25 protein-coding genes are annotated in these 26,965 nt (G+C 70.6%); 10 read left to right on the top strand and 15 right to left on the bottom strand.

Annotation, left to right across the window (positions count from 1 at the left end):
• Positions 1-14: 14 nt before the first annotated feature.
• From ACTU3I_RS06265 to ACTU3I_RS06255, 3 genes are read right to left on the bottom strand one after another with little or no spacing between them, the layout of a single operon-like run.
• Positions 15-965, bottom strand: coding sequence for an aldose 1-epimerase family protein (locus ACTU3I_RS06265; RefSeq protein ID WP_442924798.1), 951 nt, complete (start codon positions 963-965; stop codon positions 15-17).
• A 1-nt stretch (position 966) separates the two neighbouring features.
• On the bottom strand, positions 967-2,478 hold the full coding sequence (araA, locus tag ACTU3I_RS06260; RefSeq protein WP_442924797.1) for an L-arabinose isomerase: 1,512 nt from the start codon (positions 2,476-2,478) through the stop codon (positions 967-969).
• A gap of 15 nt (positions 2,479-2,493) precedes the next feature.
• Entirely contained in the window at positions 2,494-4,110 is a 1,617-nt protein-coding gene (locus ACTU3I_RS06255) for a xylulokinase (protein WP_442924796.1), read from the bottom strand.
• Between the two features lie 128 nt (positions 4,111-4,238).
• Between ACTU3I_RS06255 and ACTU3I_RS06250 the strand changes: the two genes are divergently transcribed.
• From ACTU3I_RS06250 to ACTU3I_RS06240, 3 genes are all read left to right on the top strand, one after another.
• A complete protein-coding gene (locus ACTU3I_RS06250) occupies positions 4,239-4,865 on the top strand; it encodes a J-domain-containing protein (RefSeq protein WP_442924795.1) in 627 nt (208 codons plus the stop codon).
• Positions 4,866-4,940: 75 nt separating this feature from the next.
• A complete protein-coding gene (locus ACTU3I_RS06245) occupies positions 4,941-5,684 on the top strand; it encodes an ABC transporter ATP-binding protein (RefSeq protein WP_442925306.1) in 744 nt (247 codons plus the stop codon).
• Positions 5,666-7,255, top strand: a complete 1,590-nt coding sequence (locus ACTU3I_RS06240; RefSeq protein ID WP_442924794.1) for a hypothetical protein — start codon at positions 5,666-5,668, stop codon at positions 7,253-7,255. Before ACTU3I_RS06245 ends, ACTU3I_RS06240 begins: the two co-directional genes overlap by 19 nt.
• A 2-nt stretch (positions 7,256-7,257) precedes the next feature.
• On the opposite strand, the gene ACTU3I_RS06235 is transcribed toward ACTU3I_RS06240, so the two are convergent.
• Positions 7,258-8,049 (bottom strand): IclR family transcriptional regulator, encoded by a 792-nt coding sequence (locus ACTU3I_RS06235; protein ID WP_442924793.1) that lies wholly within the window; start codon positions 8,047-8,049, stop codon positions 7,258-7,260.
• 122 nt (positions 8,050-8,171) lie between these two features.
• Here ACTU3I_RS06235 and ACTU3I_RS06230 point away from each other — a divergent pair, with 122 nt between their 5' ends.
• From ACTU3I_RS06230 to ACTU3I_RS06220, 3 genes are read left to right on the top strand one after another with little or no spacing between them, the layout of a single operon-like run.
• Complete coding sequence (locus ACTU3I_RS06230; RefSeq protein WP_442924792.1) at positions 8,172-8,945, top strand: CoA transferase subunit A; 774 nt, start codon at positions 8,172-8,174, stop codon at positions 8,943-8,945.
• A 1-nt stretch (position 8,946) separates the two neighbouring features.
• The gene (locus ACTU3I_RS06225) at positions 8,947-9,600 is read left to right on the top strand and encodes a CoA transferase subunit B (protein ID WP_442924791.1); all 654 of its coding nucleotides are present in this window, start codon (positions 8,947-8,949) and stop codon (positions 9,598-9,600) included.
• Entirely contained in the window at positions 9,597-10,781 is a 1,185-nt protein-coding gene (locus ACTU3I_RS06220) for an acetyl-CoA C-acetyltransferase (RefSeq protein ID WP_442924790.1), read from the top strand. The genes ACTU3I_RS06225 and ACTU3I_RS06220 overlap by 4 nt, the downstream gene beginning before the upstream one ends.
• 8 nt (positions 10,782-10,789) lie before the next feature.
• Here the strand turns inward: ACTU3I_RS06220 and ACTU3I_RS06215 are convergent, their stop codons facing one another.
• The gene (locus ACTU3I_RS06215; RefSeq protein WP_442924789.1) at positions 10,790-11,524 is read right to left on the bottom strand and encodes a GntR family transcriptional regulator; all 735 of its coding nucleotides are present in this window, start codon (positions 11,522-11,524) and stop codon (positions 10,790-10,792) included.
• A gap of 19 nt (positions 11,525-11,543) precedes the next feature.
• Positions 11,544-12,086: a VOC family protein gene (locus tag ACTU3I_RS06210; protein WP_442924788.1), complete on the bottom strand. Its 543-nt coding sequence runs from the start codon at positions 12,084-12,086 to the stop codon at positions 11,544-11,546.
• A 159-nt stretch (positions 12,087-12,245) separates the two neighbouring features.
• Here ACTU3I_RS06210 and ACTU3I_RS06205 point away from each other — a divergent pair, with 159 nt between their 5' ends.
• The 4 genes from ACTU3I_RS06205 (at position 12,246) to ACTU3I_RS06190 (ending at position 18,335) form a co-directional block, all read left to right on the top strand.
• The gene (locus ACTU3I_RS06205; protein WP_442924787.1) at positions 12,246-14,423 is read left to right on the top strand and encodes an alpha-ketoacid dehydrogenase subunit alpha/beta; all 2,178 of its coding nucleotides are present in this window, start codon (positions 12,246-12,248) and stop codon (positions 14,421-14,423) included.
• A 2-nt stretch (positions 14,424-14,425) separates the two neighbouring features.
• A complete protein-coding gene (locus ACTU3I_RS06200) occupies positions 14,426-15,826 on the top strand; it encodes a dihydrolipoamide acetyltransferase family protein (protein ID WP_442924786.1) in 1,401 nt (466 codons plus the stop codon).
• An 82-nt stretch (positions 15,827-15,908) separates the two neighbouring features.
• Positions 15,909-17,288 (top strand): aldehyde dehydrogenase family protein, encoded by a 1,380-nt coding sequence (locus tag ACTU3I_RS06195; RefSeq protein WP_442924785.1) that lies wholly within the window; start codon positions 15,909-15,911, stop codon positions 17,286-17,288.
• A 171-nt stretch (positions 17,289-17,459) separates the two neighbouring features.
• Positions 17,460-18,335, top strand: coding sequence for an endonuclease domain-containing protein (locus ACTU3I_RS06190; RefSeq protein WP_442924784.1), 876 nt, complete (start codon positions 17,460-17,462; stop codon positions 18,333-18,335).
• A 69-nt stretch (positions 18,336-18,404) separates the two neighbouring features.
• Here the strand turns inward: ACTU3I_RS06190 and ACTU3I_RS06185 are convergent, their stop codons facing one another.
• The 9 genes from ACTU3I_RS06185 to ACTU3I_RS06145 form a co-directional block, all read right to left on the bottom strand.
• Positions 18,405-19,031, bottom strand: a complete 627-nt coding sequence (locus ACTU3I_RS06185) for a helix-turn-helix domain-containing protein (protein ID WP_442924783.1) — start codon at positions 19,029-19,031, stop codon at positions 18,405-18,407.
• A 6-nt stretch (positions 19,032-19,037) separates the two neighbouring features.
• Positions 19,038-19,700 carry a cupin domain-containing protein gene (locus tag ACTU3I_RS06180; protein ID WP_442924782.1) on the bottom strand — a complete coding sequence of 221 codons (663 nt, stop codon included), beginning with the start codon at positions 19,698-19,700 and terminating at the stop codon, positions 19,038-19,040.
• A gap of 63 nt (positions 19,701-19,763) precedes the next feature.
• Entirely contained in the window at positions 19,764-21,068 is a 1,305-nt protein-coding gene (locus tag ACTU3I_RS06175; protein ID WP_442924781.1) for a M24 family metallopeptidase, read from the bottom strand.
• Positions 21,068-22,003, bottom strand: coding sequence for an NAD(P)-dependent oxidoreductase (locus ACTU3I_RS06170; protein WP_442924780.1), 936 nt, complete (start codon positions 22,001-22,003; stop codon positions 21,068-21,070). Before ACTU3I_RS06170 ends, ACTU3I_RS06175 begins: the two co-directional genes overlap by 1 nt.
• A 47-nt stretch (positions 22,004-22,050) precedes the next feature.
• Positions 22,051-22,509: a RidA family protein gene (locus tag ACTU3I_RS06165; protein WP_442924779.1), complete on the bottom strand. Its 459-nt coding sequence runs from the start codon at positions 22,507-22,509 to the stop codon at positions 22,051-22,053.
• Positions 22,506-24,137, bottom strand: a complete 1,632-nt coding sequence (locus tag ACTU3I_RS06160; RefSeq protein ID WP_442924778.1) for an amidohydrolase — start codon at positions 24,135-24,137, stop codon at positions 22,506-22,508. Before ACTU3I_RS06160 ends, ACTU3I_RS06165 begins: the two co-directional genes overlap by 4 nt.
• A gap of 10 nt (positions 24,138-24,147) precedes the next feature.
• Positions 24,148-24,861: an ABC transporter ATP-binding protein gene (locus ACTU3I_RS06155; protein ID WP_442924777.1), complete on the bottom strand. Its 714-nt coding sequence runs from the start codon at positions 24,859-24,861 to the stop codon at positions 24,148-24,150.
• A complete protein-coding gene (locus ACTU3I_RS06150; RefSeq protein WP_442924776.1) occupies positions 24,858-25,661 on the bottom strand; it encodes an ABC transporter ATP-binding protein in 804 nt (267 codons plus the stop codon). Before ACTU3I_RS06150 ends, ACTU3I_RS06155 begins: the two co-directional genes overlap by 4 nt.
• On the bottom strand, positions 25,661-26,962 hold the full coding sequence (locus tag ACTU3I_RS06145; RefSeq protein ID WP_442924775.1) for an ABC transporter substrate-binding protein: 1,302 nt from the start codon (positions 26,960-26,962) through the stop codon (positions 25,661-25,663). The genes ACTU3I_RS06150 and ACTU3I_RS06145 overlap by 1 nt, the downstream gene beginning before the upstream one ends.
• Positions 26,963-26,965 lie beyond the last annotated feature (3 nt).

The raw sequence follows: 26,965 nt of genomic DNA, 5'->3' as shown, positions 1-26,965 counted from the left end.
CGCAGGACGATTAGTCAGCCGACGGGTCGGATCTCCCAGGAGGCGACAGTCTCCGCCCCGGGCTCGAGGGTGATCAGGCCGGGGTCGTAAGCGCTCTGCTCGCCGCGAAAAGCGTCGGGCGCGCACGTCATCGGCTCGACGGCGAGCCCCGCCCGGTGAAGCGGCGACGCCGGCCCGTCCGGCTGGTCGGCGGTGTGCACCTGTACCCAGGCGCAGGCGTCGTCGAACGCGATCGCTGCCCCGCAGCCCGCCGCGTCCGTCACGACCACCGTCGCGAAGCCGTCGGCGTCACGGGTGAGGTCGGTGAAGGCGTGGTCGATCTCGACCGCTCCGAGGCGCCGCGGCTCCCGGAAATCGAAACGGGTGGGGTCGGAGTGCACCGGGGCCAGCACCGTGGGGATCAGACGGTCGGGGGTGACTTCCAGCACCTGGGCGGCGGGCAGGTGCAGCGTCCACTCGTCGAGCGGCCCCGAACCGCCCAGCAGGTAGGGATGCGGGCCCGTTCCCCACGGCGCGGCGGTCTCGCTGTCGTTGCGCGCCCGCACGACCTGTCGAAGACCCTCGGACGACAACTCGTACGTCGTCTCGACCGCGACGCGCCACGGGTACCCGGTCTGCGCCTCGATCGTCGCCGCAAGGGTGACGTGGCTCGGGCCCTTGTCGATCGCGGCGTACTCCGTCCACGCCAGCAGACCATGCAGCGCGTGCCCGCGCCGCGGCTCGGTCAGCGGCAGTTCGTACGCGACGCCGCCGAAGGCGTAGCGTCCGTCGACGACGCGGTTCGGCCACGGCGCGAGCGTGGCGCCGCGGTACGCGGGACGGACCTCGTCGGCTCCGAAGGACGCGACGAGGTCGCGCCCGCCGTGGGTGAGAGAGCGCAGCGATGCGCCGACTCCGGCGATCACCGCCGTGGCGTTCCCGGCACGGAGCGCGTGCTGCGTGCCGGAGAGCGGGGTGCGAACCATGTCAGAATCCCTGTGCGAGGCGGTAGTAAGCCTGGTTCCACCGTAGCTCGCGCGTGAATCCGCGCACCGTGGTGTCGTCGTCGATGACGGCGAGTTCGACGCCGGCGATATCGGCGAAGTCGCGGAACACGTCGATTCCCACGGCGGTCGTCATGACGGTGTGGTGCGCCGCTCCCGCGGAGAGCCAGCAGGCGGCCGACGTGGCGAAGTCGGGCTGCGGCTTCCACACGGCCCGGCCCACGGGCAGCTTCGGCAGGTCGGGCGCGGCCACGTTGTCCACGACGTTCGCGACGAGGCGGAACCGGTCGCGGATGTCGCTCATCGCCACGACGAGGGCCGGTCCGGGATCGGCCGTGAAGACGAGGCGTACCGGATCGTCCTTGCCTCCGATCCCCAGCGGATGTACCTCGAGACGCGGCCGGGCGGTGGTCAGCGAGGGTGACACCTCGAGCATGTGCGCGCCGAGGATCTTCTCGTCGCCGGGCACGAGGTCGTACGTGTAGTCCTCCATGAGGCTCGCCCCGCCGGGCAGGCCCGCGCCCATGACGTTCGCGACCCGCACGAGGATCGCTGTCTTCCAGTCCCCCTCCGCACCGAATCCGTACCCTTCGGCCATGAGCCGCTGGACGGCGAGCCCGGGCAGCTGGGTCAGCGCCCCGAGATCTTCGAACGACGTCGTGAAGGCTCCGAACCCGCCCTCCTCCAGGAACGAGCGCAGCCCGATCTCGATGGCCGCACCGTCGCGAAGCGACGCGTGCCGCTCTCCGCCGGGGCGGAGCTCCGGCTGCACGTCGTACAGCTCCTGATACTCCGCCACCAGAGCGTCGATCTCCGACGACGTCGCCTCCGAGACGGCGGCCGCCAGCTCGTTGACGCCCCACGTGTTCACCTGCACGCCGAACCGCAGCTCTGCCTCGGTCTTGTCGCCCTCCGTCACGGCGACGTACCGCATGTTGTCGCCGAAGCGGGCGAGCTTCAGCGAGCGCGCGGCAGCCCACCCGGCGGCCGCGCGCTGCCAGTGCGCCACCTGCGCGCGGACGGCAGGGTTCGAGACGTGACCGACGACGGTCTTGCGGGCGACGCCCAGCCGGGTCTGGATGTAGCCGAACTCCCGGTCCCCGTGCGCGGCCTGATTGAGATTCATGAAGTCGAAGTCGATCTCCGCCCACGGCAGCTCGACGTTCGCCTGCGTATGCAGGTGCAGCAGCGGCTTGCGAAGGGCATCCAGGCCGCCGATCCACATCTTCGCGGGGCTGAACGTGTGCATCCACGCGATCATCCCGATCACGTCGTCGCGGGCGTTCACGTCGAGGGCGAGGCGACGGATGCTGTCGGCATCCTTGAGCACCGGCTTCCAGACCACGCGGACGGGGAGTCCGGTGAGCCCCGCCACGACGGCCTGCGACTGCTCGGCGACCTGGCGGAGCGTCTCTTCTCCGTAGAGGGTCTGACTGCCGGTGACGAACCAGATCTCGTAGGCGTCGAGGGAGGAGGACAGCACGGTGCGGGGCATGGGGTTCCTTCGGATTCAGAGAACAGCGGCGGCGGCCGCCTCGACGGCGAGACCGGCGCGGTAGCGATCGAGATAGGCGGCATAACCGGCCACGTCGACGGGGTCGGGGTGGACGGTGCGGGCGGGGGCGGCGGCGAAGACCCGGTCGGAGAGATACGCGGAGAGATCCGCACCGGAGCCTGCCGTGGCATAGGCGGCGAGAAGCGCCATCCCCCACGCCCCACCCTCCGACGCCGTCTCGGCGACCGTCACCGGAACCCCGAGCGCGCCCGCGAGGAAGCGCTGCGCCACCCCGGCGGTACGGAAGATGCCGCCGTGGGCATACATCCGGTCGAGCTGCACGTCCTCGTCCGCGAGAACCCTCATGCCGAGGCTCAGCGTGCCGAAGACGCCGTAGACCTGCGCCCGCATGAGGTTGGCGAGGGTCAGTCGACGGGCCGGCGTCCGCACGATCAGCGGGCGCCCCTCGGCGAGGCCCGCGATGGGCTCCCCCGCGAGGTGGTTGTACGCCAGCACGCCACCGCCGTCGGGGTCGCCGTCCAGCGCCTCCCTCAGCAGTGCGGCGAAGACCGCATCGCTGTCGCGCGGCGCGCCGATGGCAGCGGCGAACGCGCCGAACACGTCGGCCCACGCGGCCAGCTCGCTCGCGCCGTTGTTGCAGTGCACCATCGCGACCGGGTCGCCCGCCGGTGTCGTCACGAAATCGATCTCGTCGTGGATGCCGCCCAGGGCGCGCTCCAGCACGACCATCGCGAAGATGCTGGTGCCGGCGCTGACGTTGCCGGTGCGGGGCGCGACGGCGTTGGTCGCGACCATGCCGGTGCCGGCATCCCCCTCCGGCGGGCACAGCGGCACCCCCGCGCGAAGGGCCCCGGTCGGGTCGAGGAAGGCCGCGCCCTCGGGCGTGAGGATGCCCGCGATCTCTCCCGCGGGCAGCACCTCGGGGAGCAGCTCCGCGAGGGAGCCCGGCAGCGCCGTTCCGCTCGTGATCTCGTCGTACCGCGCCAGGCGCTCGGCGTCGTAACCGCCGGTGGCCGGGTCGATGGGGAACATGCCCGACGCGTCCCCCACCCCGAGCACGTGACGCCCGGTGAGGCGACGGTGCACGTATCCGGCGAGGGTCGTGATCGAGCGGATACGGGGGACATGGGCTTCTTCGTCGCGCACGGCCTGATGCAGGTGGGCGATCGACCAGCGGAGCGGGATGTTGACGCCGAAGAGGGCGGTGAGCTCGGTGGCCGCATCCGTCGTGGACGTGTTGCGCCAGGTGCGGAAGGGCGTGAGAAGGTCGCCGGCCCCGTCGAACGCGAGGTAGCCGTGCATCATGGCCGAGACGCCCATCGCGCCGTACGTCGACGGCCGCACGCCATGGCGGCGCTCGGCGTCGCCGACCAGGTCGGCGTAGGCCGCCCGGAGTCCCTGCTCGACGGCGTCGAGCGAGTACGTCCACACGCCCTCCACGTAGGCGTTCTCCCAGGCCGAGTTCCCCACCGCGAGCACGGCGCCGTCCTCGTCGATGAGGCACGCCTTGATACGGGTCGACCCCAGTTCGATCCCGAGGGCCGTGCGTCCGTCCTCGATGGCGCGGCGATCGTCGTCGCCGGCGCGTGCGGCGGGTTCGGTAGTGGTCACGGCGGCTCCATCGACTCGGGATCACCGGAATGTTACCGTTCACATTCGCCGCGCGCGACTCTTGCGACCCGGTCCGGCCGCCGGAGGGCGCAGGCGCGCGTAGGGTCGGAGGATCGAGGAGGTGCGCGATGAGCGAGGATCCCCGACAGGCGGCCGCACGCTACCGCCTCGACCGGGACGCCGAGGCACGGGGCGAGGCCGTTCCGAAAGACGACGCGGGCGCCCCGGCACGCGGGTCGAGCGCCGCGGAGCGCGCCGCGTACGTCGAGACGGCGATCCAGCAGGCGATCCGCCGCGGCGATTTCGACGATCTTCCCGGCGCCGGCAAGCCGCTCGACCTCGGCACGAGCTCCGACCCGGACTGGTGGATCCGTCGGAAGATCGAGACGGAGAAGCTCACCGGCCTCGGCCCGCCCGCTCTGACGCTCCGTGTCGAGCACGCCGAGATGGCCGCGCGGCTCGACGCGCTCTCGCGCGCGGACGACGTGCGCGAGGCAGTGACGGATTTCAACCGCCGCATCATCGAGGCGCGCCGCCAGCTCCTCGGCGGCCCGCCCGTCGTGACACCGACGCTCGACGTCGACGCGGAGGTCTCGGCGTGGGCCGATCGCCGCGCCGAACGGATGGCGAGCACGGCATCCGCTCCTCGCCCGGCGCCGCGCGGGTGGTTCCGCCGTCGAGTCGCCAGAAAACGTCGGCTTTCGCCGCTCGACACGGCAGAAGATGGCGAGTCGACACGGGAGGATGGCCGATAGGTTCGGACAGTGGCCGACATCCCCGACCTTCCCTCACCCGCTCCCGCTTCTGCACAGACGGCGTCACTTCCCGCGATGGCGCTGACGGGTCTCGTCAAGCGCTTCGGCGAGAAGGTCGCCGTCGATCAGCTGAGCCTGACCGTGCCGACCGGGTCGTTCTACGGCCTCGTCGGCCCGAACGGCGCCGGCAAGACCACGACCCTGTCGATGGCCACCGGACTCTTGCGGCCGGATGCGGGAACCGCTGAGATCCACGGCGTCGACGTATGGCGGGACCCGGTGAAGGCGAAGGGCATGATCGGCAACCTCGCCGACGGCGTGCGCCTGTTCGACCGCCTCACCGGCGAGCAGCTGGTGACCTACACCGGCATGATGTTCGGGCTCTCGCGCGACGAGGTGACCGCGCGCACGGCCGACCTGCTCAAGATCATGGATCTCGTCGACGCCGCCGGCACTCCCGTCGTGGACTACTCCGCCGGAATGACGAAGAAGATCGCCCTCGCGTGCGCTCTCGTGCACGCGCCGCGTCTTCTCGTCCTCGACGAGCCGTTCGAGTCGGTCGATCCGGTCTCGGCGGCCAACATCGAGGACATCCTCCGCGGCTACACCGCCGGCGGTGGCACGGTGATCGTCTCGAGCCATTCGATGGATCTCGTTCAACGCATGTGCGACCACGTCGCTGTCATCGCCGCGGGAAAGCTGCTGTCGGCGGGCACCGTCGACGAGGTGCGCGGCACTCAGACCCTGCAGGACCGGTTCGTCGAGCTCGTCGGCGGCCGTCACCGTTCGGAAGGCCCGGAGTGGTTGCGACAGTCCTGAGGATCCGGTTCCGCGTCCTCGGCAACACCCTCGCCCGAAGCCCCTGGCAACTGGTCGGCTTTCTCTTCGGCGCGTTCGGCGCCCTGTGGATGCTGGTGCTCGCCGGCGCCGGCCTCTTCTTCGCCGGGACGCAGGGCCTCGACCCGGCTCGGTACACCGTCACCATCGCGGGAGGCCTTCTGACCCTCGGCTGGGTCGTCGGCCCGATCTTCGCCGCGGGCGTGGACACGACGCTCGACCCCGCCAAGCTGGCGCCCTTTCCGCTGACGACGACGCGCATGATGGTGGCGATCGCCGCCGGCGGCGCGACCGGCATCCCGGGCATCACGACGGCGGCTGGGGCTCTGGCGACGTTCCTGGTGTGGTGGCGGTGGCCCGTCGCCGCCCTCGCCGCCATCGTGGCGATCCCGGTGGGCGTCGCCATCTGCGTCGTCGCCTCCCGCGCGGTGGCGTCGTTCGCCGCGGGCCTGGGCGGCCGCCGCCGCACGCGCGAGGTGCTCGGCCTCCTCGCTTTCGCCGCCGTGATCTTCGCGAGCCCTCTCATCCTGGCGATCCTCAGCCTCGTGCGTGCGGCCGCCGACGACGGCGCCCAGATCGTGACCGTCATCGAGGGCGTGTCGTGGACGCCGATCGCCGCGGCGTGGGCGGTGCCGGGGGATCTCGCGGCCGGCGCCGTGCTGCCGGCGCTCCTGAAGGCGCTCATCGCCGCCGGGACGCTGGTGCTGCTGTGGGCGCTGTGGCACCGGAGCCTGTCGGCGTCGCTCATCGCCCCGCCGGCGCGCTCGGCCGCCCGTCGCGCGAAGGCGGGCGCCCTGGGCTGGTTCGGCGTCTTCCCGACGGGGCCGGTCGGAGCCACCTGGGCCCGATCCCTCACCTACTGGCTGCGTGACCTCCGGTACTCGCGGCAGCTCCTCGTCGTGCCGTTCCTGCCGATCCTTCTGCTGATCTACAACCGCGGCGATGTGTCGAGCGTCTTCTTCGCCCTGTCGGGCGTGCTGGTGGCGTTCTTCCTCGGTGTGGTGCCGTACACCGACGTCTCCTTCGACGGCACGGCGTTCGCCACGGTACTGCAGACCGGCATCCGGGGGCGCGCCGACCGCGCCGGGCGGATGCTCGGGGCGGCGAGTCTCGGCCTTCCCCTCCTGCTGATCATCACCGTCGTCACGATCGCCATCTCCGGCCGCTGGGACCTTCTGCCGGCGGTGCTCGGCGCGGGCATCGCGCTGCTGTTCGCCGGATACGGCGTGAGCGCGGTCAGTTCGGCGCTCCTCATCGTCCCCACCCCCGCCTCCGGCGACAACCCCTTCAAACGCGTGCCGGGGGCGAACTTCACGATGTTCCTCGCCTTCTTCGGATGCTGGCTCGCGGCCGTCGTCCTCGCCTCCCCCGCGATCGTCCTCGCCGCAATCTCGGCCGTCTCGTCGTCGGTGCTCTTCGGGTGGATCGCGCTGGCGGTGGGCGTCGTGCTGGGCCCGCTCGTGCTGGCCCTGGGCATCGCGGTGGGCGGCCGTCAGTTCGACCGCAGCGGTCCGGTCCTCCTGGCGCGCCTGCAGGCCCTCAAGGGCGCCTGAGTTCAGCGCTGCGCGGCGATCCGCGTCGTCAGCTGGTGCGCGTGCGCGAGGAGGATGCGCCCGAGATCGGCGACCCGATCGGGGCCGAAGCGGAACTCGACACCGGTGAGGCTCAGCGCCCACTGCGGGTCGCCCTCGCGCGTGAAGACGGCGGCGCCCATCCCCCAGCTTCCTTCGACGATGAGCCCGGGGTTGACCGCGTAACCTCGCTCCTGCGTCTCGCGCAGTCGCGCCCGCAGTCGCTTCTCGCTGTGCGCCGCACCCCACTCCCGTGCCAGGTCAGGATGACTGTCGAGGTAGGCGTCCACATCGTGGGGCGGGAGGAATGACAAGATGACGAGCCCCGCGGAGGCCACGCCCAGCGGGAAGCGCACGCCTTCGGACAGGACGAAGGACCGGATGGGGAAGCTCCCGTCCTCGCGCAGGAGGCACACTGTCTCGTCGCCGCGACGCACCGACAGGAAGGCGCTCTCCTCCGTCCGCACGGCGAGGGAGCGGACGATGTCCCGAGCGGTGGCGGTGATGTCGTAGCGCGCCGCGGCCACGGTCCCCATGAGATACAGCTCGGGACCCGGGGTCCAGCGACCTGAACGCTCATCGCGGTCGACGAGCCCTTCGCGCCGCAGGGCGCTGAGCAGGCGATGGGCGGTCGGCCGGGTCAGATCGGCACGCTGGGCCAGCGTGCCGATCGCCGCGCCGTCCGCCCCGGCCGACGTCACCAGCCGCAGGAGGAGCGCCGCGCGCGCGATCGCCTGCGCGCCCGGGATGCTACGACGCGGGTCACCGGTGTCCACGATATGGACGCTACGCTGCTACTCATCCACATGGCAACAGCGGATGCCGTCGTCGCGGCGTCGATCGCCCACGATGGGAGAGCGGCGCCGGGCCGCGGCACGGACCACGAAGGAGTCGCCACGTGATCGACAAGACCCTGTCCTCGGCGGCAGAGGCCGTCGCCGACATCCCCGACGGAGCGTCACTGGCCGTGGGCGGTTTCGGTCTTTCCGGCAATCCGATCGCCCTCATCGAGGCCCTCCTCGCCCAGGGCACCCGCGATCTCTCCATCGTCTCGAACAACTGCGGTGTCGACGACTGGGGACTGGGCATGCTCCTCAATGCCCGCCGCATCCGCAAGATGACCTCCTCGTACGTCGGGGAGAACAAGGAGTTCGAGAGGCAGTTCCTCTCGGGTGAGCTCGAGCTCGAGCTCACCCCGCAGGGCACCCTCGCCGAGAAGCTCCGTGCCGGCGGCTCCGGGATCGCCGCCTTCTTCACGCAGACCGGCGTCGGCACGCAGGTCGCCGAGGGCGGTCTCCCGCGCGTCTACGACGGTCAGGGCGGCGTCGCGGTGGCCTCCCCCGTCAAGGAGGTCCGCGCCTTCGACGTCTCCGGCGAGCCGCGCGAGTACGTGCTGGAGGAGGCCATCGTCACCGACTTCTCCCTCGTCCACGCGCTCCGCGGCGACCGCCATGGCAACCTCGTCTTCAACAAGGCGGCCCGCAACTTCAACCCGCTCGCCGCCATGGCCGGGCGCGTGTGCATCGCGCAGGTCGAAGAGCTCGTCGAACCCGGCGAGCTCGATCCCGACAGCATCCACCTCCCCGGCGTCTTCGTGCACCGCGTCGTGGAGGTCGGCACCGGCATCGAGAAGCGCATCGAGCGACGCACCGTGCGCACCGAGGGGAACTGACATGACTCTGACGCGACAGGAGATGGCCGCGCGCGCGGCGCAGGAGCTCAAGGACGGCTCTTACGTCAACCTCGGGATCGGCCTTCCGACGCTCGTCCCCAACTACGTGCCGGACGACGTGACCGTGGTTCTGCAGTCCGAGAACGGCATCCTCGGCGTCGGACCGTACCCGACCGATGACGCGGTCGACGCCGACCTCATCAACGCGGGCAAGGAGACGGTGACGACCCTGCCCGGTGCGGCCTTCTTCGACTCGGGTCTCAGCTTCGGCATGATCCGCGGCGGCAAGATCGACGCGGCGATCCTCGGCGCCATGCAGGTGTCGGCCACCGGCGACATCGCCAACTGGATGATCCCCGGCAAGATGGTCAAGGGCCCGGGCGGCGCGATGGATCTCGTCCACGGCGCTGGTCGCGTGATCGCCCTCATGGAGCACGTCGCCCGCGACGGATCGGCCAAGATCGTCGAGACCTGCAGCCTTCCCCTGACCGGCAAGGGCGTCGTCGACCGCATCATCACCGACCTCGCCGTGATCGACGTGACCGACGAGGGACTCGTGCTCGTGGAGACCGCCCCCGGCGTGACGGTGCAAGATGTGATCGCCGCCACCGAGCCGCCCCTGATCGTCCGCATCCCCGAGGAGCAGAACGCATGACCACGAACGACATCGTCCTCGTCGCCGCCGCCCGCACACCGCAGGGCCGCCTGAAGGGGCAGCTCGGCAGCCTCTCGGCGACCGAGCTGGGCGGTATCGCCATCCGCGGCGCCCTCGAGCGCGGCGGGATCCCCGCGGAGGCCGTCGACGCGGTCGTCGTCGGACAGGTGCTGCAGGCCGGCGCCGGGCAGAACCCCGCACGGCAGGCGGCGATCGCCGGCGGCATCGGATGGGACGTGCACGCGTCGGCGGTGAACAAGGTGTGCCTGTCGGGCCTCACGGCCATCATCGACGGAGCGCGCATGATCCGCAGCGGCGACGCCACCGTGGTCGTCGCGGCGGGCATGGAGTCCATGACGCGCGCGCCGCACCTCCTCGTCGGTTCGCGGGAGGGGTGGGCGTACGGGTCGATCGAGGCACTCGATCACATGGCCTACGACGGGCTCACCGACGCCTACGACCGCGAGAGCATGGGCGCCTCGACCGAGCGCGCCAACGGCCGGTTCGAGGTGACCCGCGAGGCGCAGGACGCCGTCGCCGCGCGGTCGCACCAGCGCGCCGCCGCCGCGCGCGACGCCGGGGTCTTCGACGCCGAGATCGTGCCCGTCGAGATCCCGCAGCGCAAGGGCGACCCGATCGTCGTCACCGCGGACGAGGGGATCCGCGCCGACACGACAGTCGAGACGCTCGCGCGGCTGCGGCCGGCGTTCGCCGAGGGCGGCTCGATCACGGCGGGGAACTCGTCGCAGATCTCCGACGGGGCATCCGCCGTCGTCCTCACCACCCGCTCGCACGCGGCCGAGCAGGGCTGGGACGTCCTCGCGACGCTCGGCGCCGTCGGCCAGGTCGCCGGTCCCGACAACTCGCTGCACGAGCAGCCGGCGCGGGCCATCGTGCAGGCGGCGGAGCGCCAGGGCATCGCCGTGGGCGATCTCGACTTCGTCGAGATCAACGAGGCGTTCGGCGCCGTCGTCGCACGCTCGCAGGCGGAGCTCGGCCTGTCGGACGACGTCGTGAACATCCACGGCGGAGGCATCGCCGTCGGTCACCCCATCGGCGCCTCCGGCAACCGGCTCGTCGTCCACGCCGTGCACGAGCTCGTGCGCCGGGGCACCGGGACGGCGGCGGTCGCCCTCTGCGGCGGCGGCGGCCAGGGCGACGCGATCATTCTCACCCGCTGAGCGCCCGCCTAACCCGTCGACTCGCCACGATCCGTCGCATTTCGGGCTGAAATCCGACCATTTGTGGCGAGTCGACCGGCGGGTTCGAACACCTCGGGATGACGCTCGAGCTCGAGGCGGCTGCGGCGGATGTGACGCGCGAGGACGTGCTCGGCCTCGTCGGCGTCGCGGCGCTGCAGAGCCGCCACGATCAGCTGATGATCGTGATGGACGCTGCGGTCCCCCTCGCTCCAGAAGAGCCGTGAAGCCGCGCGGCGCCAGTGCTGGGTGCGATTCCACAGCGTCCGCACGAGGTCGGCGAGCACGTTCGTGTCCGCGTGGTCGAGCCCGGCGAGATGGAACTCGCGATCGAGGGCGAGGAACTGCTCGACGTCGGTCGCGGTCTCCATCCGGTCGGCCAGCTCCGCGAGGCGCTCGACCTCGTCGTCGGCGAAGAGCGGCGTGTTCATGCGGAGAAGGAGCGGCTCCAGCCGCTCGCGGACGAGGTACAGCTCCTGGCATTCCTCGGAGGTGAGCGTGGAGACCCAGGCGCCGGTGTTGGCGACGAGGGTGACGAGACCCTCGGCCTGCAGCATCCGCAGCGCCTCCCGTACCGGCAGGCGGCTGGCGCCGTGGCGCTCGGCGAGTTCGTCCTGATGGATGCGCGCGCCCGGCGCGTAATCGCCGTCGAGGATGGCCTCGCGCAGCGTCGCCGCGATGAGGGCGCCGGTCGCGCCGTGCATGCCCGTGCGTTCGGGGGTCATCGCGACTCCTTCCGTGGGCCTACGCCGCCGGGTCGGTGGGCTTCCACAGCAGGCGCGGAGCGTCTGCCTCGTACGCCTTTCCGCGCGGATAGCTGACGAGCTCGAACTGCAGCCCCCACGGGGCGCGGAAGTAGATCCACCGTTGCCCTTCGGCGCTCTGCCTGCTGGCGATCGGCTCCCCCATCACCTCGACGCCCTCTTTCCGAAGGTAGGCGACGGCGGCGTCGAGGTCGTCGACGTACAAAGCCAGATGGTACCCGCCGATGTCGCTGTTGCGCGGCTGCGGACTCTGACCGTCGGGAGTCTCGTAGTGGAAGGTCTCGATGTTGAGGCCGGTGGCGAGCCGGTAGAAGCGGATCTCGGTGATCACCGCGCGAGGGTGCACCCCCAGCTGTCGTCGCATCCAATCGTCGTCGGCCTGCTTGGCACCGAGCGTGTAGATGTACTCGGCACCGAGGATGCGGACGAGGAAGTCGTGCGCCTCGTCGAGGTCGGGCACCGTGATGCCGACGTGATCGCCTCCGCGCAGGCCGGGGATTCCTCCGGCGTGGTGCTCCGACATGGCGGCCTCCTCTTCGAGATGTCCCCACATCGTATCCATTCAGAGCTCACATGACCAGCATCTTCGGCGCTTCGCCCCTCACGACGGTTGTATTGGATCAAATGTTGCTCTACGCTGACCGAAGCGGACCGGTGCAGGTACGCGGGGAGGAAGGCGACGATGCCCAAGCGCACGAAGCTACAGACCGGCGTCGACTGGATCGAGCTCACCACCACGGATGAGGACTGGGCCGCCGCAGACCCGGCCTTCCTGGGAACGATGCTCAGTGAGCTGCATCTCATCCGCGCGTTCGAGGAGTCGGTGCTCGAGCTCGCCGGCGAAGGACTCGTCCACGGCCCCGCGCACTCCAGCATCGGACAGGAGGGTGGTGCGGTCGGCTCGATCGCGGGCTTGCGCTCCAGCGACGGCGTCAACGGCTCGCATCGGGGGCACCACCAGTTCCTCGCGAAGGCGCTCACCCACGTCAGCGGCGGAACGATCGATCCGCTGAACGCCGTCGACGACGACATCCAGACCGTCCTGCAGCGCACGCTCGCCGAGATCCTCGGTCTCGCACAGGGTTACTGCCGCGGACGCGGCGGCTCCATGCACCTGCAGTGGTTCGAGGCGGGCGCGCTCGGCACGAACGCGATCGTCGGGGGTGGCGCGCCGATGGCCACCGGCAACGCGTGGGCCCAGAAGCACAGCGGCACCACCGACCTCACGATCAACTACTTCGGCGACGGCGCCGCGCAGATCGGGTCGGTCCTGGAGTCGATGAACCTGGCGGCGACCTGGAAGCTGCCGGTCGCGTTCTTCGTCGAGAACAACGGCTACGGCGTCTCCACGCGTGCCGACGAGATCACCGCCGACACGCGATTCTCCGTCCGCGGCCAGGGATTCGGCATCCCGTCGTGGCGTGTCGACGGGATGGACCCGCTGGCGGTCCACCTCGCCACGCAGGAGGCTGCCGAGCGGATGCGCTCGGGGAACGGCCCCGCGGTCATCGAAGCGCAGGTCTACCGGTTCTTCCACCAGAACGGTCCCTACCCCGGCAGTGCCTTCGGTTATCGCACTAAAGAAGAAGAGGCCTCCTGGCGTGCTCGCGACCCCCTCGATCTCACCGCGCAGCGGATGATTGCGCGCGGCCTGATCGACGAGGCCGGCGTCACCGCGCTCCGCGCCCGCGTGCAGGAGGCGATGACCGCGGCCGTCGATGCGCTGGTCGAGTCCGATCCCGAGCGTCCCGGCAAGCGCCGCATCCGTCCCGAGTTGTGGCCCGAACCCACGTTCGTCGACGTCGGCATCCGCGGCGACGCGAGCGAGCTGGAGGGTCTTCCGACCGCTCCCGCTGCCGGCACCAACCGCCCCGTGAAGTTCGTCGACGCGGTGGCCGCCGTCATGGACCGCCGCATGGAGGCTGACCCGCGCATCGTCGTGATGGGCGAAGACGTCCACAAGCTCAACGGCGGCACGAACGGCGCCACCAAGGGCCTGGCGAAGAAGTACGGCCCCGACCGCGTGCTCGGAACCCCCATCAGCGAGAACGCCTTCGTGGGCCTCGGCGGCGGATTGGCGCTGGATGGACGCTTCCGCCCCGTCGTGGAGTTCATGTATCCCGACTTCCTGTGGGTCGCCGCCGACCAGGTGTTCAACCAGATCGGCAAGGCGCGCCACATGTTCGGCGGGGAGAACCCGGTCCCGCTCGTGCTGCGGACGAAGGTCGCCATGGGGTCGGGCTACGGCTCCCAGCACCTCATGGACCCTGCCGGCGTGTTCGTCACGAGCCCCGGGTGGCGGATCGTCGCCGCGTCCAATGCGAGGGACTACGTCGGTCTCATGAATGCCGCCCTCGCGCTCCAGGATCCGGTGCTGGTCATCGAGCACGTCGATCTCTACGGCGTCGCAGACGAGGTGCCCGAGGGCGATCTCGACTACGTGATCCCGCCCGGCAGCGCCGCTCTCGTGCTTGAGGGGTCGGAGGCGACAGTGATCAGCTACCTCTCGATGGTCCGCCACGCCGCCGAGGCGATCGAGCAGACCGGCGTGGACGCCGACCTGATCGACCTGCGCTGGCTCGATCGCGCCTCGATCGACTGGGACACGATCGGGGAGAGCATCCGCAAGACGAACGCGGTGCTGATCGTCGAGCAGGGCGCCCAGGGCACCTCGTACGGCGGATGGCTCGCCGACGAGATCCAGCGGCGGTACTTCGACTGGCTCGACCAGCCCGTCGCACGCGTCACGGGCAGCGAAGCATCCCCGAGCATCTCGAAGGTCCTCGAGCGTGCGGCGATCGCCCGCACGGAAGAGGTCGTCGCCGCCCTCGAAGTCCTCCGCGACGGATTCGGAGCGTAGTCATGGCCGAGATCATCCGCATGCCGGAGGTGATGGCGGGCGCCACCGAGGCCGCCATCCAGTCGTGGAGCGTCGCCGAGGGAGCCACGGTGACCGTCGGACAGACCCTGGCCGAGATCGAAACCGACAAGGCCTCCGTCGAGCTCGCCGCCGAGTCGGCCGGGACCATCGGCCGTCTCCTCGTTCCCGAAGGGGACAACGTCGCCGTGGGCGATGCGATCCTCGTGCTCCTGGCCGACGGCGAGGGACCAGAGGCGATCGACGCCGCCCTGCGCGACGCGGGGATCGGAGCCGGCGCTGCGGCGTCGGACCCCGGGACGGCCGCCGAGATCGCCGCTCAGCCGGTGCAGTCCGGGCCGCCCGAGCCGGAGACCGCCCCCGAGCCGGCAGCGCCGCTTCCCTCGGCACCCGGCGCGCCGACCTCGACCGCCGCGCCGGCTCCCGCGCCGACGGCAGATACCGAGACGGCTCCGCCGGCGGAGCCCGAAACCGGCGGACGCCTGTTCGCGAGCCCGCTGGTCCGGCGTCTCGCCGCGGAGAAGGGCGTGGCGCTCGTCGATATCTCCGGCACCGGCCCGCGCGGTCGGATCGTGCGTCGCGACCTCGAGCGTCACCTCGAGCAGGCATCGGCCGCTCCGGCGTCCGAGCCCGCCGTCGGTTCCGCCGAGCCTTCCGCAGCGTCGGTGTCGCCCACGGCCTCTCCGGCGGCCGAGGGTGCGGCCGCGTTCGAGGACGTGCCGGTGGACCGGATGCGGCGCACCATCGCCCGCCGACTCACCGAGAGCAAGTCGACGGTGCCGCACTTCTATCTCGTCGCGGACTGCCGCGTCGATGCGCTGCTGGAGTTGCGGCGCACCGTCAACGAGACCGCGACGCGCAAGATCTCCGTCAACGACTTCGTGTTGAAGGCGGTCGCCGCGGCCCTCGTCGAGGTGCCCGAGGCCAACGCGATCTGGCTGGGCGACAGCATCCGCCGTTTCACCGGCGTCGACCTCGCGGTGGCGGTGGCGATCGACGGAGGACTCACGACGCCTGTCGTCCGCGGCGTGGATCGGCTCTCGCTCAGCCGGCTCAGCGAGACCGTCGCCGACCTCGCCGAGCGCGGGCGGGCCGGGCGGCTCCGCCAGCACGAGCTCGAGGGCGGCAGTTTCTCGGTGTCGAATCTCGGCATGTACGGCACAACGCAGTTCAGTGCCATCCTCAATCCGCCGCAGTCGGGAATCCTCGCCGTGGGCGCGGCGCGCCCCCTGCCGGTGGCCGACGCCGACGGCGGGCTGAGCGTCGCGACGGTCATGACCGTCACTCTCTCGGCCGATCACCGCGTGCTCGACGGCGCGGTGGCCGCCCAGTGGCTCGCGGCGTTCCAGCGGCGCATCGAAAACCCCCTGTCCATCCTGATCTGACCCGTCGACTCGCCAAGAACTGTCGCCTTTTCGTCCGTTTCGCGACCGTTCTTGGCGACTCGACCGAGACTGAGGAGCATCCGTGCCCACCATCCGCAGTGTCAACCCGGCCACCGGCGCCGAACTCGCGACCTTCGAGGAGGATGACGACGCCACCGTCGAGGCGAAGCTCGCCGCGGCATCGGCGGCCGTGCCGCTCCTGGCCGAGGCGGGGTGGGATGCGCGGGCGGGGTGGATGCGCGCCGCCGCCGAGCTTCTGGATGCCGACACGGACGAGCTCGCCGCCGTCATCACCGCCGAGATGGGAAAGCCTCTCGCCCAGTCACGCGCCGAGGTGGCGAAGTCCGCACGCGCGATGCGGTTCTATGCCGATCACGCCGAGGAGTTCCTCGCACCCCAGAGCCTGGCCGATCCGTCGGCGGTGGGCGCCTCATACGCCGGCGCCCGCTACGAACCGCTCGGGGTCGTGCTCGCGGTCATGCCGTGGAACTACCCGATCTGGCAGGTCATCCGCTTCGCCGCCCCCGCCCTCATGGCCGGGAACGCGGGGCTCCTCAAGCACGCCGCGATCGTGCCGCGCTCCGCCTTGTACCTCGGTGAGCTGTTCGCTCGCGCGGGCTTTCCCGACGGGTCGTTCGCGACGCTGCTGATCGGGTCGTCGCGCGTGGACGCGGTCGTCCGCGACCCGCGCGTGGCCGCTGTCACGCTCACCGGCTCGGAGGGCGCGGGCCGCGCCGTCGCCCGCGCGGCCGGCGACGTGCTGAAGAAGGTCGTGCTCGAACTCGGCGGCTCCGACCCGTTCCTCGTGATGCCCTCCGCCGACCTCGAGGCCGCCGTGGCGACCGCGGTCACCGCGCGCACCTCCAACAACGGCCAGGCGTGCATCAATGCCAAGCGCTTCGTGGTGCACGAGGAGGTCTATGACGACTTCGCGCGCGCGTTCGCCGAGCGGATGCGCGCACTCGCGATCGGCGACCCCACCGACGAGTCGACGCAGATCGGGCCGCTCGCGAGCGAGTCCGGCCTGCGCGACATCGAGGGCCTCGTCACAGATGCCCGGGAGAAGGGCGCCGAGATCCTCGCGGGCGGAGAGCGGCTCGAGCGCGAGGGATACTTCTACCCGCCGACCGTCGTCGCCGGAATCACCGAGGACATGCGCCTGTACGGCGAGGAGGCGTTCGGCCCCGTGGCGTCGTTGTACCGCGTGGCCTCCCTCGACGAGGCGTTGCAGCTGGCGAACGCGCTCGACTTCGGCCTCGGTTCGGCTTTCTGGAGCCGGGACGCGGACGAGATCGACGCCGCGGTCAGCGGCATCGAGTCGGGCGCCGTGTTCATCAACGGCATGACCATCTCCTACCCGGAGCTGCCGTTCGGTGGTATCAAGCGCTCCGGTTTCGGACGGGAGCTGTCCGCCGAGGGCATCCGCGAGTTCTGCAACCTCAAGACCGTCTGGATCGCCTAGCCCCCTCCTCCCCGTCGACTCGCCAAGAAACGTCGCATTCGGGCGCGAGATCGCACGTTTGCTGGCGAGTCGACGGGGGATCTCTCCTCCACAGGGGCGGATGCCGACGGGTTGTCCACGAGCGGGGAGCCTGGCCACTCGTCGGGACGGGCGCGCGGCGAGCATGGCGGGATGGACCGCGACGACCTGTCCGCCGCCTTCACCGTCTCGGAAGGGCGCGCCGCCGGCCTGTCCCCGGGCCGCATGCGCTCGAGGGCGTTCGACGCGCCGTTCTGGGGCACCCGCAGCGCTCGCGACCTCGAGGACGACGAGCGGCTGCGTCTCCTGCTCAGCGCGCTCCCGTCGCACACCTTCGCGTGCGGCGCGACCGCCGGCGTCGTGCTCGGCCTTCCGCTGCCTCTGGCGCTGGAGAAGCGGGCCTACACCGAGCCGCTGGTCGGTGTGCCCCTCGAGCACAACCGCATCCGCCGGCCGGGCGTTCGCGGGCGCGCCCTGGCGATCGGCGAGGATGATGTCGTGACCGTCGGCGGGATCCGCTGCACGTCGCCCGCGCGCACGTGGTGCGAGCTCGCGGGCGTCCTGGGGCTCGGGCAGCTGGTCGCCGTGACCGATCGCATCCTTTCGCGCCTCGATCCCCTCGCGACGCGCGAGCAGCTCGAGGAGGTGCATCGACGGGTGGGGCGCAGCCGTGGTGCCGCTCAGCGGCCCCTCGCGCTGGAGTGGAGCTCGTCCCGCTCGGAGTCACCGCGGGAGTCGGAGCTGCGGGTGCTCCTCCTGCAGGCGGGCCTGCCGATGCCCGAGTGCAACGTCGAGGTCTTCCACGGTCGCCGATTCGTGGCCCGCGTGGACATGATGTACGCGCATGCGCGCCTGATCATCGAGTACGACGGCGACTACCATCGCGACCGCGACCAATGGAGCCGGGATGCCTCGCGCCGGGCGGAACTGGAGTCGCTCGGCTATCGCGTCACCGTCGTGACAGCACGCGACTTCGACGATCCCCGGGCCCTGGTCGCCCGCATCCGGCGTCTCCTCGCGGGCGCCTGACCGTCGACTCGCCACAAAACGTCGATTTTTCCGCGAGAACACGACACATGCTGGCGAGTCGACGGGGAATCAGCCGTGCGGCAGCGGGCCCGAAGCGTCCCGGTCGCGGACGAACCAGATCGCGCGCACATGCTCGGCGGATTCGTTCCAGAAGCGGTGCGGCAGGCGCGAGTCGAACATGATCGAGTCGCCCGGGAAAAGCTCCGCGGTGGATCCGGCGACCTCCACGGTGAGGACACCGGTGAGGACGATGCCGTACTCGCGTCCCTCGTGATGGATGTGCTCGACGGGCGCCGCCGTCCCCGGAGCGTAGATCACCTCGAGGAACTCGGCATCCGGCTCACCGACAGCCGTGAGACGACTCCACCGCGGTCCGGAGCTGAGTCTGATCGTGGGGTGGTGGTCCGCCCGCTGCACGATGCCCGCCGAGACCAGATCCGCCACCCCATCCGGCACCGGCGCGGCCGGCGCGGCGTCGGGGGCGGCCAGCAGGTCGCTCATCGACACCCCCAGCTCGCTGGCGACGGCGTACAGCGCGGGGACGCTGAAGGCTCCGAGACCGCGCTCGACCTGCGACACGTGACTCGCTGACAGCCCGATGCGCCGGGCGAGCTCGCGCACCGTGATCCCGGCGTCGACGCGAGCGGCCCGCACCCGCTCCCCCACCAGGTCCCACGGGGTCTCCAGATCCGCCACGGCGGCTCACGCCCTCCCGGGAAGGCGGCTCATGGCCCCCAGCACCGCCACCGCATCACGCAGGACGGCAGACTCGTCCGGCTCCGACGGCCGGTGGGTCGCGCCGGTGACGAACCAGATGCCTTCGGCGACGCCGTCGGACGCGTTGAGGTACAGGTGCGGCCTCATCGAGTCGAAGCTGAACGAGTCGCCGGCGCGCAGCACGTAGCTGTCGAAGTCGAGCTTCAAGGTCAGCTCGCCGCGGATGAGGTAGCCGTACTCGACGCCCTCGTGGCGCATGTGGGAGTCATCCAGCGAGCTCGCGCCGCCCGGCTGGTACGTCACGTGGACAGCGTCGACGCCGGGCGCGGTGGCGGTGACGGCCAGACCCCGCCACGAAACCCCGTTCTCCATCCGGATCTCGGGGGCGTCTTCGCGCCGCTGCACCGGGCCCTCCCGCTCGGGCACCGAAGGTGCGGTTCGGGTCGGAGCGTCGTGCAGCACGTCGTCGACCGACAGACCCAGCCCCGACACGATCGCCCACAGCGTGGACACCGACGGCTGTACCTTCCCCGTCTCGACCTGGGACAGCAGACTGGGCGAGATCGACGCGATCGCGGCGGTCGCGCGCAGCGAGAGGCCGCGCGCCTGCCGCGCCTCGCGGATGCGCGCCCCGAGTCCTGCCGTCATGTCTGTCCTCTCGCTGATCGACCTTACCGATTGACGGATGCCGCGGACGCCGACGCCCGTCTGCTAGTAAGCGTTGGCCACGAACAGTTCCTGGGCGGGGAACTTCGTGAGCACCTCGATGCCGTAGTCGGTCACGACCACCTCCTCCTCGATACGGGCCGCCGAGACGCCGTCCGACGCGGGGCAGTACGTCTCCATCGCGAAGACCATCCCCGCGCGCAGCTCGACGGGGTCGCGGAGAGAGTTCAGCCGCGAGATGATCGGACGCTCGTGAAGGCCCAGGCCGAGCCCATGCGCGAACTGCAGACCGAAGGCCGCGAGCTCGTTGGCGAAGCCGAAGTCCTCCGCCTTCGGCAGGACCGCGGCGACCTGATCGCTCCCGACTCCGGGACGGATCGCGTCCAGCGCGGTGTCCATCCACTCGCGCGCCTGCTTGTACGCATCGCGCTGGCTCTCGGTCGCCCACCCCACCCCGAACGTGCGGTAGTAGCAGGTCCGGTAGCCGTTGAAGGAGTGGATGATGTCGAAGAACGCCTGGTCGCCCGGGCGGATGATCCGGTCGGTGAAGTTGTGCGGATGCGGATTGCACCGCTCCCCCGAGATCGCGTTGACCGCTTCGACCTGATCGCTGCCGTACTCGTAGAGCCGCTTGTTCGCCAGCGCGACGATCTCGTTCTCCCGGACCCCCGGTTTCAGCGCCTCCGCGATGTCCTGATACACGCCGTCCACCATCGCCGCGGCCTGATTCAGCAGCAGGATCTCGTCGGGGCTCTTGATCACGCGCGCGTCGAGCATCCACTGCTGCGCGTCGGCGACCCGCAGCCCCTGTCGCTGCAGCTCGAACAGGAAGGGCGGTTCGACGATATCCAGGCCCACGGGGGCATCCGCGAGCCCCTCCTCCCTCAGCAGCGACACGATCTCCGCCACGGCGTCGCGCATGAGACCGCCGCCCTCCGGGTCCACGGCGCCGCGGAATCCGAGGAATCCGGCACGATAGTTCTCCTCCGGCACCCAGTCCGAGTACAGCTGATGGTGTCGGACGGCCGAGCCGAAGTCCCACAGGATGGGGTCCCTGCCGCGCATCAGGAGCGCGTACCGGATCATCTTGTCCCCGAGCGCGCCGCCGATCCATGTCTGCGTCGTGTAGCGGATGTTGTAGAAGTCGAACAGCAGGAACGCTCCGCAGTCGCTCGCCTCCAGCGCCGCCTTGGCACGGTCCAGGCGGTACGAGCGCAGCCGGTCGAAATCGACCCGCCGTTCATAGTCGACGCCGTTCTGCCCGGGGGCGCCGATCGGTCGCACTCCCGGCGGGCGGGCGACAGGACGCTCGAAGCGCCTGGCGTCGCCGGAGGAGGGGGACGCGTCCATCAGACCGCCCCGAGCCCGTCGTCCACCGGCACGTTCTCCGGCGTCAGCGCCATGCCCGAGCCGCGCGCCACCGTGAGGATGAGGGTCGCGAAGTCCTGCTCGGTGTTGCCCGCACCCACCTCCTGCGCGACCAGGTTGCGGGTGACGCTCGTGACCGGAAGCACCGCCCCCACGGATGCTGCCGCCGCCAGGCCGAGGTCGAGGTCCTTCTGCAGCAGCACGGGAGTGAAGGTGGCGGCGAAATCGAGGTTCACCAGCGCCGGGCTCTTGTACCGGCTGAAGTCCGAGCCCATCACCGAGTCGTTGAGGAACGAGAGGAAGTCCGCGCGGGTGACACCGTGCGCCTGGGCGAGGATCGTGATCTCGGCGAGGGACTGCGCGACGATGCCGAGGTAGACGTTGTGGGCGATCTTCACGATGCGCGCCTGCTCGGCGTCCCCCACGTACGTCACCCCGCGGCCCCACGTCTGCAGCAGCGGCTCCAGCGCGTCGTACACCTCGCGGGGTCCGGATGCGGCGACGGTGAGTTTGCCGGCAGCGATCACCTTCGGGTTGCCCGAGACCGGGGTTGCGAGGAACCCGACGCCGCGCGCGGCGGCGGCGGCACGGATCGCGGCGCTCATCTCCAGGGAAACGGTCGAGGCGTCGCCGATGAAGGAGGGAGCCCGGTCGGGATCCGTGAGAAGACCCCCGTCGCCCGTCATCACCTGTTCCAGATCGTGCGACGCCGAGACCATGCTGAAGACGACGTCGCGACCGGCGAGCTCCACGGGGGCGTCGACCGCGGTCGCGCCGAGGTCGACCAGCGGCTGGACCTTCGCGCGCGTGCGGTTGTAGACGGCGACGTCGTAGCCGGCATTCAGCAGACGAGTGGCCAGTTGCGTGCCCATTCGTCCGGCGCCGATCCAACCGACCGTGGGGGTGGTGTCCGTCATGGTTCTCCTTGTGTCGCTGTCTGTCATCGGGGTGTAGAGGGTTGCGGTCACGCCGGCGCGGCGGCGACGACGTGGAACTCGAACCGCAGTCGCGGATCCGTGGCCAGCCGCGTGACCTGCACGGTGGTGCTCGTGGGGATGTGGCCGCCGAACCAGCTCGCCTGGTGGGCGTTCACGACATCCTGGTCGGAATCCACGTCGGTGAAGAACCGGATCATGTTCACCACGTCGTGCCGCCGGCATCCGGCAGCGGCAAGGGCCAGCTCGAGGTGGTCGAAGGCGTTGCGCACCTGACCGGCCGCATCCATCGGCATCGCGTCGAACACCTCCGCGACGTGCGGGTGATCGTGATAGACCGGAGCGCCGGTCACACCGCTGATGAACACCAGGCGGGCGTTCGAGACGGTGCGGATGGCGGGCACGAACGGACTGACGATGCGGGCGTCGTATCCCTCGTGATGGATGACGTCGGCGTTGCCGACCCGACGGGGTTCGGGGATGCTCATCGGGATGCGTCCTTTCCGGGTTCGGCCGGCGCCTCGCGTTCGAGAGCACCGGAGTCGAAGGTGATGCGTCCGCCGAGCACGGTGAGATCACTGCGGATGTCGCGCAGCTCGTCGTCGGTGCAGGCGAGGGGATCGAGCGTCGGGACGCACACGTCGCCGTCGAAGCCGGGGAGGAGCTGTCCGCGGTGCGCCTGCTCACCGGTGAACCAGGCGGCGTCGCGCGTGTAGGCCACGAGCGCCTCGGTCCGCGCCATGCGGTGCCGCGGCGCGCGTGCCCCGCGCCCGTCGAGAGTGCCACCGGTCACGAGCCACCAGATCGACGCCCACGGCGAGAACCAGTTCGCCCGCGTCGCGTCGGTTCCCGCACCGATGACGATGCCCAGCTCTTGCATCTGCCCGATCGGGGGCGCGGAGGCGGTGACCTCCGAGCCCCACGCCGACGCGTAGTCGCCGCCCTTGAGGACGAGCCGGCTCTGCACCAGCACGCCCGCGTTCAGGCGCGCGAGGCGTTCGAGGTTGGCGCGGGATGCGCCGTCCGCGTGGACGATCGAGAATCCCGCTCCGCCGACGCGGCCGGTCTCGGCCTGCACCTCCTCCCACGCGTCCAGGATGCGCGTGAGGCTGGAATCCAGCACCGCATGCACGCTCATGCGCCACCCGCGTGCGACGCACATCCGCACGATCTCGACGAGCTCGGCGTAGGACGTGTCGTCGATCTCGAAGGGATCGAAGCCCTCCATGTCGTGGCAGCCGAGGTGCGGGATCTCCCCGACTCCGACGACCTTCAGCATCGCGTCGCCGGATCCGGGCTGGACGAGGGTGGTCAGCCGATCGATGTCGGCCACCTCGCCACCGCGCGTCCACGCCGAGACGTACAGACGCGTGCGCACGTCGAGCTCGCCGCGTCGCCACACCGCGTAGAGAGGGTCGTAGTCGCGCGGACTCACGAAGAGGCCTCCGCCGTCGACGACGCCGGTGAGGCCGTGGCCGGCGAACACCGCATTCATGGCACGCACGCCGTCGGTCGCATCCGTCTCCCCGCCGGCGAGGGCGAGGGCGGTGGGCACGGCGAACTCGCGGACGCCGTGCAGTTCGCCGGTGCCGTCGGGGAACCCGGCTGCTCGCAGCCCGGCGGTGTTCAGGATTCCCCGGTCATACAGCTCCTGCACGTACACCGGGTTGTCGGGCGCCGCCTCGTCCAGCTCCGCGCGGGTGGGAGCGCGCCCCTCGGCCAGCTGCGTGGAGTGCCATCCGCCGATCGCGCTGACCCACCTGCCCGGTCCGCGACGCTGCGCCTCGGCGCGGACGCGCTCGAGCGCCTCCGGGATCGAGCGCACATCCTCCCAGTGCATGGTCAGGTCCCACGACACCCCGCCGCGGACGGCGTGGATGTGCGAGTCGTTGAGCCCGGGCAGCGCCCGTCGGCCGTCGAGGTCGACCACGCGCGCGGCGATCTCGGCGTACGGGGCGAGCTGTGCATCGGTGCCGATGGCGACGACACGGCCTCCCGCGATCGCGAGGGCCTCCACCTCCTCGGGCCCCTCGTCGGGGGCGGCGAACGTCGAGATGCGACCACCGCGCAGGACGAGGTCGACCAGCGGGAGGGCAGGGGGGTGCGGAGAGGTCATGGCAGGGTGCTCAGATGCTGAGGTGACGCTCGAGGAGCTGGTCGTCGGCGCGCAGGGCCTCGGGCAGACCCGACCAGGCGATCGTGCCGGAGTCGTCGATCAGGAGCACGTGCTCGGCGATGTCGAGGGCGAGGTCGACGTTCTGCTCCGCGATGAGGATCGACAGACCCGAGGCGCGCAGGCCCTCCAGGCGGTCCTGGATGACATCGAGGATGCTGGGGGCCAGACCCTCGCTCGGCTCGTCCATGATCAGCAGGCTCGGGCTCGTCATGAGGGCCCGGCCGATGGCGAGCATCTGTTGTTCGCCGCCGGAGAGGGAGCGCGCCATGGAGCCCGAGCGCTCGGCCAGGCGAGGGAAGAAGTCGAAGACACGCTCGACCGTCCAGATCTCGCCGCGTCCCCCACGGCGCCGCGGCACGACCTTCAGGTTCTCCAGGGTCGTGAGGGATCCGAAGACCCGGCGCCCCTGGGGGACCAGCGCGATCCCTGCCCGGGAGATCAGGTGACTGGGTCGCCGGGTGATGTCGACATCGTCGTAGACGATGGTGCCGCTGGTGACGGCGGGCGGACGCAGACCGCAGATCGTGCGGACGAGAGTCGTCTTCCCCATGCCGTTGCGCCCGAGGAGCGCGACGCTCTGGCCGTCCGCGACGGTGAAGTCGACGCCGTTGAGGACGCTCGCCGTGGCATAGCCGGCATGCAGGCCCGAGACCGAGAGTGTCACTTCTTGTCACGCCTTCCCAGGTAGATCTCTTTGACCGTGGGGTGCTCGCGCACTTCCTCCGGCGTCCCCGTGACGATGTGCCGGCCGTTCTCCATGCACATCACCCGATCGGTGAGACCGAGGGCGAGGGACATGTCGTGCTCGATCAGGAGGATCGGCAAGGTGCGGGGAAGCTCTTCGATCAGACGGCGCAGGGTCGTCCGCTCCACGGCGGACAGACCCGCCGCCGGTTCGTCCAGGAGCAGCAGTCGCGGTTCGGTGACCAGTGCCATGGCGATCTCCAGCTGCCGCTGCTCGCCGTGCGAGAGGTCCGCCACGGTGTCGTCGCGCCGGCCGTACAGGCCGACGGAGTCCAGCATCTCGATCGAGGCGCGGCTGATGTCGTCCTTGAGGCCCTGCGTACGCCAGAAGACCCTCGCCCGTCCTGATCCGCCGCGGGCGGCGACGCGGACGTTGTCCAGCACGCTCATCTCGCGGAACAGGTTCGACACCTGGAACGTGCGCCCGACACCCAGCCGTGCCCGGCGGGCGGTGCTGAGACGGGTCACGTCCCGGCCGAACAGGTCGATCGTGCCGGCGGTGGGCGCGACGTCGCCCGCGATCATCTTGAACAGGGTGGTCTTGCCCGCTCCGTTCGGACCGATGACGCCCATGCGCTCGCCCGAGGCCAGGTGCAGCGAGATGTCGTCGACCGCGTGAACGCCGCCGTAGCGCTTGCCCAGCCCGCTCACCACCAGCGCGGGGGCGGAGGCCCCGGACCCTCGCGGGTCCGGAGCCTTCGCCGTGGTCGCCTCGGTCACTACTCGAGTCCCTGGAAGGTCTGCGAGTAGGTCGGCAGCGCCAGCGCCTCCTCCGGCGTGCGCCCGAGCCACTGGTCGACGTCCTCGATCTCCGCGATGGGAACGTTGTACAGCTGACCGTCGTCGAGCTTCTGCACCTCGCGGATGTACACCGGGCCGATCGTGTTGTTGTACTCGTCCCACGACACGCGGCCGAAGATGCTGTCCTCGAACGTGTACTCCGTGATGGCCGAGACGAGGTCCTCCCCCGTCACGAGGCCCTTCTCCTCGAGAACGGATGCCACGAGCGACGCGGTGATGTATCCGCCCGCGACGTACGCGCCGGGAACCTTGCCGCCGGAGAACTCCTTGTAGGCGTCGACGAACTCGGTAACGACCTCGCTGTCGCGGCCCTCGGCCCAGTAGCTGACCGACTTCAGGCCCTCGATCTGGTCGCCCATGGTGCGCAGCGTCCCCTGGTCGGCCGCGCAGCAGTTCAGCAGCAGCTTGTCCATGTCCAGCCCCAGGCCCAGGTAGGCGTTGAGGAAGTTCGGACCCGGCGCGCCACCGGCCGTGGCGACGTACACCATGTCGGCACCCGCGGCCTGGATCTGCGAGACGTACGTGGAGAAGTCCGTCGTGGAGTTGGGGAACCAGATCTGCTGCACGACCTCACCGCCGTTGGCGACGAAGCCCTGCACGAACCCGGCGCACGACTCCCAGCCGAACGCGTAGTCGGCGCACAGGGTGACGACCGTGTCGGCCTCCCCCTCGGTGGCCGCCCACTCGCCACCGGCGTAGTTGGCCTGCGATCCGCCCATCGAACCGGTGCGGACGGTCAGGTCATTGGCGGCGCGCTGGGTGAGGTCGTCGGATGCCGCGACGGGATGCAGGTTCGGAATACCGACGCTGGCGGTGTACTCGGCGACCGCCAGGGCCGTGTTGGCGATGAGCGGACCGACGATGACGTCCACCTGGTCCTGCTCGACGAGCTTGTGCGCCTTGGTCAGCGACGTCTCGGGGTTGCCGGCGTCGTCTTCCACGATGGTCTCCACCGTGACGCCGTTCACCTCGTTCCCCTGCGTCTCCCAGTAGAGGTTCCAGCCGTCGACCATCTCCTGACCGGCGACGGCGAAGTTGCCCGTCGTCGGTGAGATGAAGCCCACCTTCAGGTCGCCCGTGGCGGTCGCCTCGCTGGGCTCCGCGCTCGGCTCGGCGGCCCCGGGAGGGGCGCACGCGGCCAGCGCCAGCGCTGCCACGATGCCCAGTCCCGCCATCACCGTCCCACGGCGGCCGCGCTTCGACATCAGCATTGAGGTCATTGC

The sequence above is a fragment of the Microbacterium sp. RD1 genome, assembly GCF_052220165.1.
GTDB lineage: Bacteria > Actinomycetota > Actinomycetes > Actinomycetales > Microbacteriaceae > Microbacterium.
The sequence above is the reverse complement of the archived record's forward strand: the minus strand, read 5'-3'. Positions and strand labels throughout refer to the sequence as shown.

Excerpts from the sequence above, each read along its gene's own strand:
- ACTU3I_RS06265 (WP_442924798.1), bottom strand. The coding sequence starts at position 965 with ATGGTTCGCACCCCGCTCTCCGGCACGCAGCACGCGCTCCGTGCCGGG.
- araA (WP_442924797.1), bottom strand. The coding sequence starts at position 2,478 with ATGCCCCGCACCGTGCTGTCCTCCTCCCTCGACGCCTACGAGATCTGG.
- ACTU3I_RS06250 (WP_442924795.1), top strand. The coding sequence starts at position 4,239 with ATGAGCGAGGATCCCCGACAGGCGGCCGCACGCTACCGCCTCGACCGG.
- ACTU3I_RS06245 (WP_442925306.1), top strand. The coding sequence starts at position 4,941 with ATGGCGCTGACGGGTCTCGTCAAGCGCTTCGGCGAGAAGGTCGCCGTC.
- ACTU3I_RS06225 (WP_442924791.1), top strand. The coding sequence starts at position 8,947 with ATGACTCTGACGCGACAGGAGATGGCCGCGCGCGCGGCGCAGGAGCTC.
- ACTU3I_RS06220 (WP_442924790.1), top strand. The coding sequence starts at position 9,597 with ATGACCACGAACGACATCGTCCTCGTCGCCGCCGCCCGCACACCGCAG.
- ACTU3I_RS06215 (WP_442924789.1), bottom strand. The coding sequence starts at position 11,524 with ATGACCCCCGAACGCACGGGCATGCACGGCGCGACCGGCGCCCTCATC.
- ACTU3I_RS06210 (WP_442924788.1), bottom strand. The coding sequence starts at position 12,086 with ATGTCGGAGCACCACGCCGGAGGAATCCCCGGCCTGCGCGGAGGCGAT.
- ACTU3I_RS06205 (WP_442924787.1), top strand. The coding sequence starts at position 12,246 with ATGCCCAAGCGCACGAAGCTACAGACCGGCGTCGACTGGATCGAGCTC.
- ACTU3I_RS06200 (WP_442924786.1), top strand. The coding sequence starts at position 14,426 with ATGGCCGAGATCATCCGCATGCCGGAGGTGATGGCGGGCGCCACCGAG.
- ACTU3I_RS06190 (WP_442924784.1), top strand. The coding sequence starts at position 17,460 with ATGGACCGCGACGACCTGTCCGCCGCCTTCACCGTCTCGGAAGGGCGC.
- ACTU3I_RS06180 (WP_442924782.1), bottom strand. The coding sequence starts at position 19,700 with ATGACGGCAGGACTCGGGGCGCGCATCCGCGAGGCGCGGCAGGCGCGC.
- ACTU3I_RS06175 (WP_442924781.1), bottom strand. The coding sequence starts at position 21,068 with ATGGACGCGTCCCCCTCCTCCGGCGACGCCAGGCGCTTCGAGCGTCCT.
- ACTU3I_RS06170 (WP_442924780.1), bottom strand. The coding sequence starts at position 22,003 with ATGACGGACACCACCCCCACGGTCGGTTGGATCGGCGCCGGACGAATG.
- ACTU3I_RS06165 (WP_442924779.1), bottom strand. The coding sequence starts at position 22,509 with ATGAGCATCCCCGAACCCCGTCGGGTCGGCAACGCCGACGTCATCCAT.
- ACTU3I_RS06160 (WP_442924778.1), bottom strand. The coding sequence starts at position 24,137 with ATGACCTCTCCGCACCCCCCTGCCCTCCCGCTGGTCGACCTCGTCCTG.
- ACTU3I_RS06145 (WP_442924775.1), bottom strand. The coding sequence starts at position 26,962 with ATGACCTCAATGCTGATGTCGAAGCGCGGCCGCCGTGGGACGGTGATG.